Raw genomic sequence first — 15320 nt, 5'->3', positions numbered from 1 at the left:
CCACAAAACGTTCGGGCAGAGATTTCCTGTCCGAACGTTCTTGTCATGTCATTTATTTAGATAGTAGAAAACGGACGATCCATCTCATACAATTTTTGATAGCGCGGGTTTTCTTTCAGTAAATCCTGATGCTGACCCTGCATCTCAATGCGCCCGTCTTCAATAAACATGATGCGGTCACATGCCTCACAGCCAGTCAGGTGATGGGTAATCCAAATAACTGTTTTTCCTTTTAACACACGGAAGATGGTTTCAAGTAATTCACGCTCTGTCCGCGGATCAAGCCCGACGGTCGGTTCATCTAATACAACTACCGGCGTGTCCTGCAGCAATATCCGAGCTAACGCCATACGCTGTCTTTCTCCACCTGAAAATCGAACCCCTGTCTCCTGAACACCTGTGTGATAACCTTCTGGCAAAGACTCAATGTAATCATGCAGCTGCACTTGTCTAGCTGCTTCTTTCACCTGCTCTTCTGTCGCCTCTGGAGATCCTAAACGAATATTGTTTAAAACAGACGTATCAAATAAATAAGGCTGTTGATTGAGCACAGACACATAGGCAGACACCTTCTCTTGAATGCTTTGAACCGATTTCCCTTGAATGCTGACCGCTCCTTGATTTGGAACGACTGCCCCTTCTAACAATTTTAAAATGGTCGATTTGCCTGCACCGCTTTTTCCTAAAAGCGCGAGTGATTCCCCTTGCTTCAGAGAAAAGGACAGGTCTTGAAGGACATATTGATGCGTGTCATACCGAAAGGACACTTGATCAAAACAGACAGCTTCATCGTGAGAAAGGGCTGATTGATCCACTGCCTTGCTCTCAGCTTCTCCTTCATATGACTGCTTTTCATAATGATGCAATCTGCTGACAGCATGCTGGTAGACGGGAATATCACCTGCCGCATCTGACAGCGGAAGAAAGGCTTCTGTTAATGGAAACAGCACAAGTACAAAGGCTGCAATCAGTGTGTGTGACATGGATCCTGACTGAACGACCGAGCCGCTCCAATACACAACAAGCACGACAGCTCCTCCAATCAAGAGCTGTGCCAAAAATTGACGCACACGGATAAATCGGTGTTTCGCTGCTTCAAGTGCTAACAGCTGTGCTTCTTTCTGTTCATATCCATCCACAAAATCTTTCTGCCTGCCGCTGAACAGCCAGTCACTAACGCCCATGACTGCATCTGTTAAATGGCTGTACAGTTCATTTCTGCCTTTTTTCATTTGAATTTGTCTTGCCCGGTTCACAAGCACTGTGACGTATGGGAAAACGAATACGAGAAGTGCCATATAAAGCAGCATCAGTCCAGCAAAAGGCCATGAGAAAAGGCCAAGTGCTCCAATGGATGCGGCATATAAAAGCAGTGCACCGATAGATGGAAAGATGGTTTTTAAATAAGCGTCCTGCAATCTCTCCACATCATCTGACAAGAGACCAAGCATTTCACCTGTCCCCAGCTTTGTCTGTTTGGCACTTCGTTCAGCCATGTCATAGAGGCGTACACGCATTTTTTCAATCATTGTCAAAATGAGCTGATGACTTGCCAGCCTTTCTGCGTAGCGGGCAGCAGAGCGCGAAATACCAAAGGTACGTACAGCCACGATTGGGACGTAGACCATGAGTATATTCTCAGGTCTTGTCGCAGCTTTTGAAATGAGAAATCCAGACGTGTACATCAGCATAGAAGCAGAGAATACCGCAATGGCTCCTAAAAATAAAACCAAGGCAAACAGCTTTTGATTCTCCTTGATATAAAGTATAAACCAGCCTTTACTGACCATGTGTGACCGCCCCCATTTGCTCCTGTACCAATTGATAATACACGCCTTTTCTTTGCATTAATGATTCATGTGTCCCCATTTCTGCGACGGTTCCTTGATCCATGACAATGATTTCATCCATGTCCGGCATCCAATGGAGCCTGTGTGTCGCTAAGAACACAAGTTTATGTTCAAACAGTGGAAGCATTGTTTTCTTCAGTTCATACTCTGTTTCAATATCGAGATGCGCCGTTGGTTCATCTAACAGCATAATGGATCGCTGGCCCAGCACAGTTCGAGCAAGCGCAATTCTTTGCGCCTGTCCGCCGCTTAGCTCTCTTCCCTGTTCTCCAATGACCTCATCCAGTCCATTTGGCAGCTGCGTAACCAGCTGAGATAAGCCAGCCTCATGCACAGCTCTTTCCACTTCTTCGTCTGTAGCATTCGGTTCATAAAAACGAATGTTTTCTCTTAATGTCATGTGAAATAAATAGGGATGCTGCGGCATATAGACAACTTCCTTTTGCCATTCGTTCATCTGTAAATGAACAAGCGGCTGGCCGTTTAGCGTAATTTGACCTGAAGACGGTTCAACAAAGCCGCCGAGGACATCGGTTAATGTCGATTTCCCTGAACCACTGGCACCAATGATGCCGATTTTTTTCTTCCCTTTGACAGTGAGATCTACATCCTGAATGGAATAAGGGGCATGTTCATCATGCTGAACACAAACATCTTGCAGCGTGAGCACGGATTGTTCATCCCACTTTTTCAGCTGCACAGATTGTGTCTCCTGAGCGCGGAAGCCTTTTTCTTCTAAAATGACCTGCATCGCTTCATTCGCTTCTTTTCCATTTAACGTCGCATGATAATCATTTCCCACTTCACGTACCGGCAGGAAATACTCCGGTGCCAGCATAAGCGCCGTCAAAGCCGGCAATAACAGAAGCTCTCCTTCAATTAAACGTAAGCCAAGAAAAACAGCGACGGTTGCAATCGATAGCATGGAAAAGAAATCGAGGGCAAACGATGACAGAAAGGCGACCTTCAGCGTACTCATGGTCGCTTTTCGATATCGCTTTGACACCTCCGCAATATTACGGGAGTGTTTTTTGCTGATCCCTAAGTAACGAAGCGTCTCAAGGCCGCGGAGAGAGTCAGTAAAATGATTGGATAATTTCTCATACGATCTCCATTGTTTGGCCGCTTTACGCTGAGCAACAAGGCCTAGCAAAATCATAAAAATAATTAAAATTGGCAGCGTCACAATTAAAATGACGGCTGATGTTTCATCTAATGTCCACACATAGATAAGGACCATCGCCGGAATCACTGCCATGTTCACCATTTTCGGCAAAAACAGCTGTAAATACTGACGGTATTGAGCAATTCCTTCCATTGCTAATGTGACAAGCTTTCCTGTCCCTTTTTTCTTTACAAAGGCAGGCCCTAATCGAAAGAGTTGGTCTAGCAGCTGCTTTCTGACGTCTGCTCCAATTCGGGAAGAGTAGGTAAACATGACCTTCTCCCGAATCAAGGTGAGACCGTGCCGCACAACAAAGGCAGCAAGAAACAGCAGGACGTAAGGCGTTGCCTGCGAGAGGCTTTTCCCGTCAAACAGCGTTGTAATGGCATGTGCCAGCCACTGTGCTTGGAAAATAATACTTGCTCCTTGGATGAGTGACACAATACCTAAGAGGGCAAGGAGCCCTCTCATTCCTTTTAATTGAAGCAAACGTTTATCCATTAGTAGGTCATTGGCTCCTTACCGCTTACACGTTTACGGAAGACGTAATAGCTCCAAATTTGATACCCAAGCACAAAGGGCAGCAAAGAAACGGCAACAATCGTCATGACCGTCAGTGAATAAGATCCAGATGCAGCGTTTTGAATTGTGAGATCAAACGAATGGCTGATTGAACTAATCATGACGCGCGGGAACAATGCAGTGAACAGCATGGCCACCGTCACCATGATGCCTGCTCCTGTAAATAAGAATGTCCAGCCATCACGTTCTTTTCTCATCAAAACAAGGGCAGCTATATAACAAACCACAATCAGCACAGTTAACGGAATGGTGATGATCGGGCGTACGGTATAAATGTCTGTTTCAATGATGGACACACCGACAAAAATAACAAGAACAGGGAGGGCAATGAGCAGGACACGCTGGCCCAGTGTTCTTGCACGATCTCTTAAGTCACCTTCTGTACGAAGTGTGACAAAAATCAAGCCATGCAGCAGGCAAAGAACCGTCACAGCTAACCCGCCGATCACAGAGTAAAGATTCACAAAGTCCGTAAATCCAGCGTACATGTTCATGTCTTGATCAATTGGCATCCCGCGTAAAATACTCGTGAATAACACACCGAGCAAAAACGGCGGAAGCAGACTGCCAAAGAAGATCACCCAGTCCCACGCCTTAATCCAAGAGGCTTTCTCAACCTTCCCTCGGAATTCAAAGGCGACCCCGCGCCCAATGAGCGCTAAGAGAAGAACCGCAAACGGAATATAGTATCCGCTGAACATCGTGGCATACCAGTGAGGAAATGCAGCGAAAATAGCACCGCCAGCTGTAATCAGCCAGACCTCATTCGCATCCCAGAAAGGACCAATCGTATTGATTAAAATGCGGCGCTCGTGCGCGTCCTTTCCAAGCAGCTGCATGGACATCCCGACACCAAAATCAAATCCTTCTAAGAAGAAAAAACCAACAAACAATACTGCGACAAGAATAAACCAAATCTCGTTAAGATATGCCATGATATGCGCCTCCATCAAATGGATCTGTAGACAGGTCCGTTTCATCCTTTTGATCTGTATCTTCTTCAGAATGTGCACCTTTTTTAATTTCTCGAATGAATAAGTAGGCGAGCACAATAGCAAGAATCAGATACATCGCCGTAAAGCTAATGACTGAGAATAACAGCATGCCATACGATACGTTCGGTGAAATCGATTGAGCCGTCGTCATCATACCAAAGACGGTCCACGGCTGACGCCCGATCTCAGTCATGATCCAGCCGGCTGAGTTCGCAATAAACGGGAACGCAATCATCCATACCATGAAGCGTAAATACCATTTGTTTGTTTCGAGTTTCTTTCTAAAGCTTAAGTATAAGCCAATCATACTAGCAAAAATCATCAGCATGCCGGCACCGACCATGATCCTAAAGCTCCAGAATGTTGTTTTCACTGGTGGAATGTAGTCTCCAGGGCCAAACTTGGCTTCATATTCTTTTTGAAGTGTCAGCATGCCCGGAACATCTCCACTGAACTTCTGATAAGCCAAATAACTTAAGGCAAACGGAATATTGATCTCCGCAGAGTTTTCTTTTTTATCTGTGTCAATGTTGGCAAAAAGTGTCCAAGCCGCTGGATCTCCACTATCCTTCCACAGGGCTTCACTTGCTGCCATCTTCATTGGCTGTGATTTCATTAAATGCTTCGCTTGATCATGTCCAGAGAACGCCACACCTAAACCAGAAATTAAAGCGAGGACCATTGCAATCTGGAATGATTTTTTGAAAAAGGCAATTTCTTGTTTTTTGATCATTTTATAGGCACTAACTCCTGCAATAAAGAAAGCTCCTGTTGCCAGCGCACCAAACAGAACGTGCGGGAACTCAACCCAAAGCTGCGGGTTCGTCACAAGAGCGCCAAAATCATTCATTTCTGCACGGCCATTTTTAATGGCAAATCCAACTGGCTCCTGCATAAATGAGTTGGCGAGTAAAATCCAAAACGCCGAAAAGATCGTACCAAGGGAAACAAGCCAAATGCACAATAAATGAATTTTCTTCGGCAGACGATCCCAGCCGAATATCCAAAGTCCAATAAATGTAGATTCAAGGAAAAAGGCCAAAAGCGCTTCAATGGCAAGCGGTGCACCAAAGACATCACCGACAAACCTTGAATAATCTGACCAGTTCATCCCAAACTGGAATTCCTGCAGAATCCCTGTTACCACACCTACTGCAAAGTTAAGTAAGAACAGGTGACCCCAAAACTTCGCCATCTTTTTATAGATGTCTTTTTTCTTGACGACATAAAGGGTCTGCATCAATGCGACGATAAACACCAAACCTATTGACATAGGAACAAAAATAAAATGAAATAATGTCGTTGAAGCAAATTGAAATCTTGCTAAAAACAGCTCACTCACAGCCTTACATCCTCCCTTACTTTTACATGCCGAACGATTCATGCTCACCATTTCACAAAATGTTCACTATTTGTTCAATGTTTCACAAATAAAAGTCCATTTGAAATGGTTCACTCGGTGAAATTTTACTCTTGATTTTCATTCGGTTAGTTATTTATACCTGTACTTTACACCCATACGCTTCAAAAATAAAGTAAATTTTACCTAAAATTTGGATGGTATTGTGTCAGTTGTTTGAATACTTTGTCAAGAATATGTGACGGGAAATAAACAACTGCAAAAAAATAGCGCTGCATGTGAGCCGCAGCGCTTTGTTTCTATTTTAAGCTTTTTTCTGTAAAGCAGGTCTTGTCACTTGGACTTCATAGTACGTAATTTTGTTTTTTAATAGGCCTTCAGGTTTCGCTTTTCCATGAGCGTGTGCATCACCAAATGCCTGAGATTTTGTCCAGTTCACAAAGTCTTCTTTTCGATTCCAGCGGGTATGAATAGTCACTTCATCGTAATCGGTTGTCTGCTGTGTGACCCAGACCTCCATGCCTAAAAATCCTTCCATGAATTCTACTTGTCCCTGCTTGTTAAAACGCTTGACGAGGTGGTCTGCACTGCCTTTTTCTACTCTAACCTGGTTGTTTACAATGATCATGTTTGATTCATCTCCCTTTTGTTGTTGGATCGAAGCGATTGGGATAATGAGCGGATGCTCTCCATCTAGGTGAACCTCTGCCTGAATCCCAAAGACCTCTTTAAAAAAGTTTTCTGTTAATACTTCCTTTGGTGTCCCTATTTGGTAAACCTGACCACGCTTCATTGCAATCAGGCGGTCACAATATTTTGCTGCCTGCTGCAGGTCATGAAGAACCATTAAAATGGTGATCCCATGCGTTTCATTCAGCTGTTTGAGCAGCTCCAGTAAATCAAGCTGATGCGCAATATCTAAGTAAGTGGTAGGCTCATCCAGAATAATCGTCTCTGTCTTCTGAGCCAGTGCCATGGCAATATACGCCTTCTGTCTCTCTCCGCCTGACAATGTATGCAGCATCCTGTTTTCATTCACGCGGCTATTTGTCACATCAAGCGCCCACTCTATCGCTTCCTGATCTGTCTTCGAGCTCTTTTTCCAGATCGAACGATGCGGACTTCGTCCAAGTGCGACCAGCTCACGTACTGTCATCGATGGGATGGCCGTTCTCGTCTGCATCAGAACGGCGATTTCCTGTGCAATCTCCTGTGCTGTCATTTCTTTTTGCGGTATATCGTGAATATAAATCATGCCGCTTTCAATCGACGTAAGGCGTGCGGCCGCTTTAATAAACGTCGACTTCCCTGACCCATTCGGTCCAATAATTCCTGTTACACTTCCTTTAGGCACAACTGCTGAAATAGACGACAATCGAAAGCCTCCTTGACTGAGGCTCACGTCATCCATCGCAATCACATCCAACTTAACCCCTCCCTTTCTTTTTTAATAAATAGAGGAAGAAAGGTGCACCAATACAAGCAAGCAGAATACCAACAGGCAGTTCAACCGGTGTAAACCATACCCGTGCTGCTGTATCAGCAAAGACCACAAGTACGCCGCCGCCAAGCATTGAGATCGGCAGCAGGTAACGGTAGTCATCTCCAATTAAAAGGCGGATAAAATGAGGGACGACAAGACCGACAAATCCAATTAAACCGCTCACGCTTACAGCTGCACCCGCCAAAAGCGCCGCAAGTGCAATTAAGAAAAATCGGGTTCGCTCGACTCTAAGGCCGAGCAGCTGTGCTGACTCATCACCAAGCAAAAGAAGATTTGCTGGCTTGATCGCAAAAAAACAAAGACACAATCCAGCAATCGCATAAGGTGACACAAAGCTCAGATGATGCCAGCTCCGTCCATTTAATCCTCCTGATAAAAAAGGCAGAACGGCCTGCACACGCTCACTATAAAGCACCATAAATCCATTCATGACTGCACCAAGCAGGGCATTAACTGCCACACCCGCCAGAATCAATTTCAGTGGTGAAACCCCTTGATCGAACGACAATATATACACAACAAGTGCCGCTAATAAAGCCCCTAGGAAGGCAGCCGCTGGAAGCAGATATGTGAATTGAGGAAACACAATCATGCTGAGTACAGCAGCTAACCCACCGCCAGCAGTCACACCGATGATCCCGGGGTCAGCGAGTGGATTTCGGACGACTCCTTGTAAAATGGCCCCTGATGCTGCAAGACAGGCTCCGACGATGAAACCTATGAGAACGCGAGGCAGACGTAAATCCATGACGATTTTTTCATGGACTGGCTGGCCTGATCCCGTCAAAGCAGCGATCAAATCTGGCAGCGATAATTGAACAGAACCTAATGCAAGCCCTAGACATATGCCCACACCTAGCGAGAAAAGCAGTCCCGGTATCAGCCATCTTCGTCTCGACTGTCTTTTTTGAAAATCTAACTCTGCATTCACCTTCATGATGACAATCGCTTCAATCTCTTCTCTAGTTCATCAATCGCCTTTATAACGTCTGCGCCTGGGTTCGTCCCGAATAAATCACTAGGCAGAATCTCCACGCGGCCATTCTTGACAGCTGATACGTCGTGCCATGCTGCATTCTGTTTCATTTCACTCATAAAGCCCGCTTTCACATCGTCAGGATTGCTGTGTGTCATGAGCAGAATGAGATCGGGATCGGCTTCGATCACCTTTTCTGCATTGATTTGGGCGTATTGAGGAAATTTTTCGAGTGCCGGTTCATTCTCAGCGATGTTTGCGCCCCCGGCGATGTGCAGCAAATCTCCGCTCAAGGATTGGGGAAGTGCCGCCATATATGTGCCGGGTGCACCGTACACAACGAGTGTTTTCACTTTTTTCTTAGGCTGCTTGACTTGCTTTTTCCGCTCATCAATTTGATCATTGAGTGCTTTAGCCTTTTGCTGCTTCCCAAGCAACTCCCCAAATAGCGAGATTTGACGCTGGATGTCCTTCACTGAATTGGCGCTTGTCAAAAGAAGCTGTGAATCAATTCCTTCTATTGTAGAGATGTCCTTGCTGTTTAATTGTTCATTTCCAAGCACCACATCAGGCTTTAAGCTTGTGATTAGCTCTACATCAAATTGATGCGTTGTGCCAATCGTTTGTACGGACTTTGCCTTTTGTAAGCTGTCTGGTAACTCGGCGGTTGGCCGGCCGACCGCCTCACCGCCTAAAGCGTACAGAATACTCATGTCCCCGGTCGACAATGCGACGATACGCTGAGGGGATTCATCAAACGACAGCGTTCTTCCGGTAAAATCCTTTATCTTCAGCGCTCCTTGCCCGCTCCCTTTCTCTACAGGTGCTGCCTGACTGCATCCGCCGAGGAGAAGCATCATGACGAGTCCCGCTAAGATCACATGTGAAAATTTCAACCGTCTGTCTCTCCTTTTCTAGTAAACTTCCTTTAGCTTTGCCTGTACCACGAGACGCCCGCTTTTAGGTGCTAGCACATGATCACAGGTCGATAAGGTGAGGATGAGGTCATCTGTGGACACGTCTGTTTTCGTTTGATAGATTGATTTCTTCCGCACAGCTTGCAAGTAGTGCGCATATTCGCCAAGATCTTGAAAATCGGTTTGAATATAGTCAAAGTCAACCGTCGTTTCATACAAAGCAAAAATCTCCGCTTCATAGCTTTGATACAGCGTATCGTACTGAAATGTCCGGTGCTCTTGGAAGAAATCTTTTTTTAGATAGTTTGTGAGTCCAGCGAACATGGATCCATCCCTCATCCGATGGCCATACACCACTGTATTTGGGCTTTCATGCAGGACATCATTACGATAATCCATAAAGATACTGCCTGCCCGGGTGTCGTTTTTTAAATAATTGCGAGTTAAGTAGAACGCATTATCGTGAGATTGAACAATCGGATACTGAATCATCGTGTCTTTCATATTGATCCAGCCGACAATGTCCTCATTCACCTTCCGCAGCTCATCAAATGACGAACGGATCTTTCCCTGCTCCCGTTTTTCAGTCATATCTTCTTCATATCCATACATCGTCTGTGCCTTTGCAAGCACCTGGCGATTTTGATAATAACCGAAAAGTTCGAAGCCGATGGCTGTCCCGCTATAAATCAATACGCCTAAACAAACGATCGTCAGCATCCGCTGCCAAAGCCGTTTTCCTCGTTTCACACTGTCTCACCTGCTTTTTGCCCAGCTTATATACCAACAGGCACGATGTACATCCCTGTTTCTGCATCCTGTCTAATCGTGACGGACACATCATAAATGTGACGCACGTTTTCCTCTGTTAACACATCGTTTGGCTGTCCTTCACTGATAACCTGTCCATCCTTCATCGCTATGATAATATCGCTGTAGCGGACAGCCTGATTCATGTCGTGCAGCACCATGACAATCGTTAATCCATGCACGGCATTCAGTTCACGGATCAGCTCAAGAATGTCAAATTGATAGTAAATATCCAAATAAGTTGTCGGTTCATCTAAGAAAAGGATCGGTGTTTTTTGCGCAAGTGCCATCGCAATCCATACACGCTGCCGCTCTCCACCTGACAGTGAGGCGAGCGGCACCTTTCGTTTGTCTGTTAGCTTTGTACTGGACAGCGCCCACTCTATCGCTCTCTCATCCTCTTCCTTGTCTCCTCCGCGCATCGTCTGGTACGGCGTTCTGCCGAATGCCACGACCCGTTCGATCGTTAAATCAAGCGGCGCTTCATTTTGCTGATGGACGACAGCGAGCTTTTTTGCCAGCTCCTTTGGCTTGAACGTATTCAGCGTTTGCCCGTCTAAGTGAATTTGCCCTTTATTTGGATAATGATTATTCGCCATTAAGGAAAGCAGTGTGGATTTTCCCGAGCCATTTGGACCGATAATGGTTGTGATTTTCCCCTTTTCAATCTTTGTTGTGACTGATTGAACGATGTCCTTCTGCTGGTCATATGAGAATGACACCTCACGAATGTCCATGGAGACGGTCCCCCCTTCTTAATAAAAAGATTAGAAACGGCCCGCCAATCACGGCCATGATCGTAGAAGCAGGAATCTCATTTGGCGCCACAAGCGTCCTGCCAAGCGTATCAGCCGTCAAAATAAGCAAAGCCCCGCTTAACGCAGAAAATGGAATCAGTACCCGGTGATCCGAGCCGACAAGCCTTCTTGAAATGTGCGGAATGAGCAAGCCGACAAAGGCGATCACGCCCGCTACTGCAGCTGTCACCGCCGCAAGTAAAACGGCTGTGATGGAAATCAAAAGGCGCATTCTGGTCACACGCAATCCTAAATTTTTCGCTGTCTTGTCCTGAAGAGCCAGGAGGTTGCACCACCTGCTGAAGAAGAGTGCAACGATAAGGCCGGCGACACCATAGACACCGATTAAACGGACATCTCCCCACGTTTTCATCGTGAGATTCGACTGTCCCGACTGATTAATCGTGATATTGAAATAGCTGCAAATGGTCACAAATGCTTCAGCCATTCCAGTAAACATGGCATTGATGGCGATCCCAACCAAGATCATGCGGATTGGGCTTAAACCACCCTTCCAAGACAGAACATACACGAGGAAACATGCAATAGCTCCGCCTAATACCGAAAATAAAGGAGAGTAGAAATAAAATTGAGGAAGCGCTGTAATCGCCATTAATGAAAAGAAGCTGGCTCCTGATGAAATGCCAATGACGCCGGCATCAGCTAACGGATTCCTCATGACCGACTGCAGCAGTACACCGGAGACAGATAAGGCGGCCCCTGTAAACATCGCGATAAGCATGCGGGGAATTCTCAAATCTTTAATGATTTCTACCTGTGCATGTTGACCGGTGATGAGCCCTTCTAATAATTCAATTGGGGTGACATGAATGCTCCCAGTAATGGCTGAATAAATAAACACGCAGACCAGTAAGAGACTGACTATCAGAAATAAAATCCCTGTTTTTTTCATCTTGAACGTCCTTTTATCATTAAGATTCGCCGCTTATGACGGATACAACATACGAGTCAATTCATCTAATGCTTCTGCTGCCTTTAAATTGCCTGTTGTCCCGAATAAGCTTTCTTCGAGGTCATACACCCGGTCTTGTTTGACCGCATTGAAATGTTTCCAGATGTCATTTGTTTTGAATTCTTCATCAAACATTTTGACGACTTCGTCTGGCATCCCATGTACGGCCCGGAGAATGATATCTGGATTGGCTTTTTGTAAATATTCCGTATTGGATGCCAAATACTCCATTTTCTCGCCTTCCACAATGTTCTTTCCTCCTGCGATACGCACAAGATCACCAATATATGAATTCTCTGTCGCCACCAAATAACTGCCTGGCACACCAAGCAAAATCAGAACGGACGGCTTGCGTTTTCCTTTCGTCCTCTCTTGAATGTCTTTCTTTTTTCGCTCAAACTCAGACACAATGCGTTCAGCCTGCTTCTTTCTGTCATACTGATCTCCAAGCTTCGTGATGGCCTTCTCCATGTTGGACATGCTCTCAAGATTTAAGTATGTAGCAGGGACACCTGCTTGCTGAAAGGGTGTCTCTAAATCATATTGAAGGGTTGTGACAGACAGGACATCTGTCGGTTGAAGTGATTGGATGATTTCCATGTCCGGGCTCATTGGATTGCCGACTTCCGGCAGTCCTTTGTAACGAGCTGGCAAGGATTTTTGACTTGTTGGCACCCCGACAAGATCCACCTCTAAAGCATCCATGATCTCCGCAGCAGCTACAGTCGTTGCTACAATGCGCTCACTTGATTCAGCGCTTTTTTTGCCTTTTGCTGAGCTTTCTGCTGACTGTGAGCAGCCCGATAAGATCACGCACACACTGAGAGCAGCGATCAAGGTACATAACATTCGATGCTTCAAAAACAGAAGCCTCCTTTCGAAAAAAGAGAGTGGATGCGCCGACATAAATGGCGCATCTCACTTAAAATAAAACGAACTATCTTGTCCGTGTTTGATATTTTCTAACGAGTACGAATAACGAAGCGCCGAATAAAAGAATATACACCCAAAGAAGAGAGGTATCTCCCGTTTTCGGATTCAGCTGTCCAGACTCAGATTTGGTTTGATCATCTGATGGCGTAAATGTCATCTGCTCCGCACCCGTTTCCTCAGGTGCTGCATTCTTAAGTTGATTTGTTTGAGAATCGTGATCATTTGGATTTTTGACAAAGCCGATACTCTCATCGTCTCCAATGACTGTTGAAATTCCGCTTCCCTCACCAGGAGCGATTCCTTTTGTGTCATAGACAAGTTTGACATCATACTGCTCATGGTAGTTCGCAGCTGGAATATCAATTTTTACGCGTGCAGCCTGAGCTCCACTTAAACTTTTTGCTTCATATTGAATAACGCGTGTATCTGCTTTTTCATCTGTTTTCGCAACAAGAGTCTCTTCAAACTTTCCGCCTGTTCCTACTTGGAATGACGTGATGGCTGAGCTGTTCTTCACTGTATATGAAACGAAATGGCGGCCATTTTTTACAACCAGTGTCGCAGGACTCACAACGTAATCGTTCATGCGAGAAAGCTCATCCTTATCTGCTTTCTTCATTGAGAAAGGAAGCTTGTATACACCATCTTTTAGCTGAGCCGTCTCTTGATTTGCTCCGCCGTTATTTGTTTCTGTTGTTGGTGTGTTTGGTTTTGGTGTTTCTGGTGCAGCTGGTTTTTCTTCCTCTACCACCTGCCCGTCCTTCACTGGAGCGATACTCTTTGAATCAAATTGAAAACGAATATCGTAGGTTTGGTCATAGTTAGCGGCTGCTACTACAATGTGTACTTTTCCTTTGACCTCGTTTTTCAAATCATCTACATCAAATGAAACCACTCTTGTATTCTTTGCTTCATCCTTGCTGACTGTTTTGGCTTCTTGATAAGAACCGTTTTTCTCTGTTTTTAAAGAAGCGACAGACTTATGGTCCTTCACCGTAAAGGAAATGGTTTGCTTTCCATTTTTGACAGTTAAGGATGCAGGGTGTGAGAAGTAATCACTCATTCGAGATGCCTCATCCGTATCCCCTTTTAGCACACTGTAATTAATACGATATACGCCATCTTTTAATTGATTTTGCGCAGAATCATCTGGTTTTGTGCCATTGTTATTGCCTGGTGTTGTCGATTGATCGTCTGGTTTTGTACCGTTTTGGTCATCTGGTTTTGTTTCGTTACCATCTGGCTTTGTACTGTTTTGGTCATCTGGCTTTGTTTCATTATCGTCTGGTTTTGCAGGCGTAACGAGTGTTAGGCTGCTTTGATCAAATGCAAGCTGTACGTCATATGCTTCGTCATAAATAAAGCCGCCTAAATCCCAGTAAATTTTCACCCAGCCGTTTAATTTCGCTGATAAGTCGTCGACAGTAAATTTGATCACGCGTGTATTGGCTGCTTCGTCCTCACTGACCGTTTCAGTGGTAACGAGAGCACCATTTTGTTCGACCTTGAAATCTGTTATTTCTTTGCTTTGCTTCAGTGTGACATAGGCTGTTTTCTTGCCATTTTCCACAATCAGCTTAGCTGGCTTTTCTGTATAGGTATCCATCATGGACGCTTCTGTGCTGCCGTTTTTTAAAATGGTGAATCCGACTGTGTATTCACCATCAACAAATGATGCCGCTTGAGCTGTTCCTTGAGGAATCTGAAACGCAGTCAACAAACTGAATAAAACGAGCAGAATGGCTGCCTTTAGATGAAAAAGACGTTTCAAATGGTGACACTTCCTTCCGTTAATGCTTGATGATCCACTTTCTTGCTAAAAACCCGCCTGAACATAAGACAAGCACAAGGAGCCACCCTATTTGGCTTGTATCACCAGTTTGAGGATTTTCTTCTTGTTTCGTTGTGGATGAATCAGCTTTGTTCGTTGATTCTTTTGATGGCTGCTGACTTTCTGCTGCACCCGCTGATTGCTTTGCACTGTTAGACGAAAGTGACTTGATGCTGCTTTCATCAAATTTCAGCTGAATGGTGTAATCATGATCATAATCAGCAGATTTCACAGTGACATGAATTTTTGACGTGATTGGTTTAGACAAGCTTTGAGCCTGGAACTGAACGAGCCTTGTATTGGCTTTTTTATTTGTTGAGAGAACGGTTGTATCGACATAGCCGCCATTTCCTGGTACTTTAAATTCCGTTACCCAGCTGCTATTTTTAATCGTCATTTGCACTGTCAGGTTCCCATTTTTCACTATCACTTTTGCTGGCTTCAGCCAGTAATCATTTGCCATTGAGACCGCATTTCCTTCAGCTTTCAGCACTGTATAATTGACGGAGTATGTACCATCCTTTAATGCGGCAGCCTGTGCGTTTGAAAAAGGCAGCATAAGTGCCAGTAAAAAAACCGCCATGAAGACTGACAGCCTCATTCTTTTTTTCATCAAGCGAATTTCCT

13 protein-coding genes are annotated in these 15320 nt (G+C 44.9%); all 13 read right to left on the bottom strand.

The genetic code is table 11. From position 1 onward, the window contains the following. Window positions 1–56: 56 nt before the first annotated feature. Window positions 57–1790, bottom strand: a complete 1734-nt coding sequence (cydC, locus tag JJ692_RS03340) for a thiol reductant ABC exporter subunit CydC (RefSeq protein WP_206534225.1) — start codon at window positions 1788–1790, stop codon at window positions 57–59. Then, complete coding sequence (cydD, locus tag JJ692_RS03335) at window positions 1780–3516, bottom strand: thiol reductant ABC exporter subunit CydD (RefSeq protein ID WP_206534224.1); 1737 nt, start codon at window positions 3514–3516, stop codon at window positions 1780–1782. Before cydD ends, cydC begins: the two co-directional genes overlap by 11 nt. Next, window positions 3516–4532, bottom strand: coding sequence for a cytochrome d ubiquinol oxidase subunit II (gene cydB, locus JJ692_RS03330; protein WP_151862770.1), 1017 nt, complete (start codon window positions 4530–4532; stop codon window positions 3516–3518). The genes cydD and cydB overlap by 1 nt, the downstream gene beginning before the upstream one ends. Continuing rightward, on the bottom strand, window positions 4519–5934 hold the full coding sequence (locus JJ692_RS03325) for a cytochrome ubiquinol oxidase subunit I (protein WP_041087626.1): 1416 nt from the start codon (window positions 5932–5934) through the stop codon (window positions 4519–4521). Before JJ692_RS03325 ends, cydB begins: the two co-directional genes overlap by 14 nt. A gap of 322 nt (window positions 5935–6256) precedes the next feature. Then, on the bottom strand, window positions 6257–7372 hold the full coding sequence (gene isdG / locus JJ692_RS19100) for a heme oxygenase (RefSeq protein WP_270128139.1): 1116 nt from the start codon (window positions 7370–7372) through the stop codon (window positions 6257–6259). 7 nt (window positions 7373–7379) lie between these two features. Then, window positions 7380–8393 carry a FecCD family ABC transporter permease gene (locus tag JJ692_RS03315; RefSeq protein WP_185853943.1) on the bottom strand — a complete coding sequence of 338 codons (1014 nt, stop codon included), beginning with the start codon at window positions 8391–8393 and terminating at the stop codon, window positions 7380–7382. Beyond that, window positions 8390–9328: an ABC transporter substrate-binding protein gene (locus JJ692_RS03310; protein ID WP_206534222.1), complete on the bottom strand. Its 939-nt coding sequence runs from the start codon at window positions 9326–9328 to the stop codon at window positions 8390–8392. The genes JJ692_RS03315 and JJ692_RS03310 overlap by 4 nt, the downstream gene beginning before the upstream one ends. Before the next feature lie 18 nt (window positions 9329–9346). Continuing rightward, a complete protein-coding gene (srtB, locus tag JJ692_RS03305) occupies window positions 9347–10099 on the bottom strand; it encodes a class B sortase (RefSeq protein WP_151039661.1) in 753 nt (250 codons plus the stop codon). 26 nt (window positions 10100–10125) lie between these two features. After that, window positions 10126–10896: an ABC transporter ATP-binding protein gene (locus JJ692_RS03300; RefSeq protein ID WP_151039659.1), complete on the bottom strand. Its 771-nt coding sequence runs from the start codon at window positions 10894–10896 to the stop codon at window positions 10126–10128. Further along, window positions 10883–11869 carry a FecCD family ABC transporter permease gene (locus tag JJ692_RS03295; protein WP_024423887.1) on the bottom strand — a complete coding sequence of 329 codons (987 nt, stop codon included), beginning with the start codon at window positions 11867–11869 and terminating at the stop codon, window positions 10883–10885. The genes JJ692_RS03300 and JJ692_RS03295 overlap by 14 nt, the downstream gene beginning before the upstream one ends. A gap of 33 nt (window positions 11870–11902) precedes the next feature. Beyond that, window positions 11903–12790 carry a heme ABC transporter substrate-binding protein IsdE gene (gene isdE / locus JJ692_RS03290; RefSeq protein WP_024423888.1) on the bottom strand — a complete coding sequence of 296 codons (888 nt, stop codon included), beginning with the start codon at window positions 12788–12790 and terminating at the stop codon, window positions 11903–11905. A gap of 76 nt (window positions 12791–12866) precedes the next feature. Further along, window positions 12867–14633, bottom strand: a complete 1767-nt coding sequence (locus JJ692_RS03285; protein ID WP_206534221.1) for an NEAT domain-containing protein — start codon at window positions 14631–14633, stop codon at window positions 12867–12869. Window positions 14634–14652: 19 nt separating this feature from the next. Beyond that, window positions 14653–15306 (bottom strand): heme uptake protein IsdC, encoded by a 654-nt coding sequence (isdC, locus tag JJ692_RS03280; protein WP_206534220.1) that lies wholly within the window; start codon window positions 15304–15306, stop codon window positions 14653–14655. Between the last annotated feature and the right edge of the window lie 14 nt (window positions 15307–15320).

The sequence above is a fragment of the Bacillus sp. 3a genome (assembly GCF_017161885.1).
Taxonomy (GTDB): Bacteria; Bacillota; Bacilli; order Bacillales; family Bacillaceae; genus Bacillus; species Bacillus safensis.
This window is presented reverse-complemented; position numbering and strand designations above follow the sequence as displayed.

What these genes read in the sequence shown, in the direction of transcription:
- cydC (WP_206534225.1), bottom strand. Translation starts at nt 1,790, where the DNA reads ATGGTCAGTAAAGGCTGGTTTATACTTTATATCAAGGAGAATCAAAAG.
- cydD (WP_206534224.1), bottom strand. Translation starts at nt 3,516, where the DNA reads ATGGATAAACGTTTGCTTCAATTAAAAGGAATGAGAGGGCTCCTTGCC.
- cydB (WP_151862770.1), bottom strand. Translation starts at nt 4,532, where the DNA reads ATGGCATATCTTAACGAGATTTGGTTTATTCTTGTCGCAGTATTGTTT.
- JJ692_RS03315 (WP_185853943.1), bottom strand. Translation starts at nt 8,393, where the DNA reads ATGAAGGTGAATGCAGAGTTAGATTTTCAAAAAAGACAGTCGAGACGA.
- JJ692_RS03300 (WP_151039659.1), bottom strand. Translation starts at nt 10,896, where the DNA reads ATGGACATTCGTGAGGTGTCATTCTCATATGACCAGCAGAAGGACATC.
- JJ692_RS03295 (WP_024423887.1), bottom strand. Translation starts at nt 11,869, where the DNA reads ATGAAAAAAACAGGGATTTTATTTCTGATAGTCAGTCTCTTACTGGTC.
- isdC (WP_206534220.1), bottom strand. Translation starts at nt 15,306, where the DNA reads ATGAAAAAAAGAATGAGGCTGTCAGTCTTCATGGCGGTTTTTTTACTG.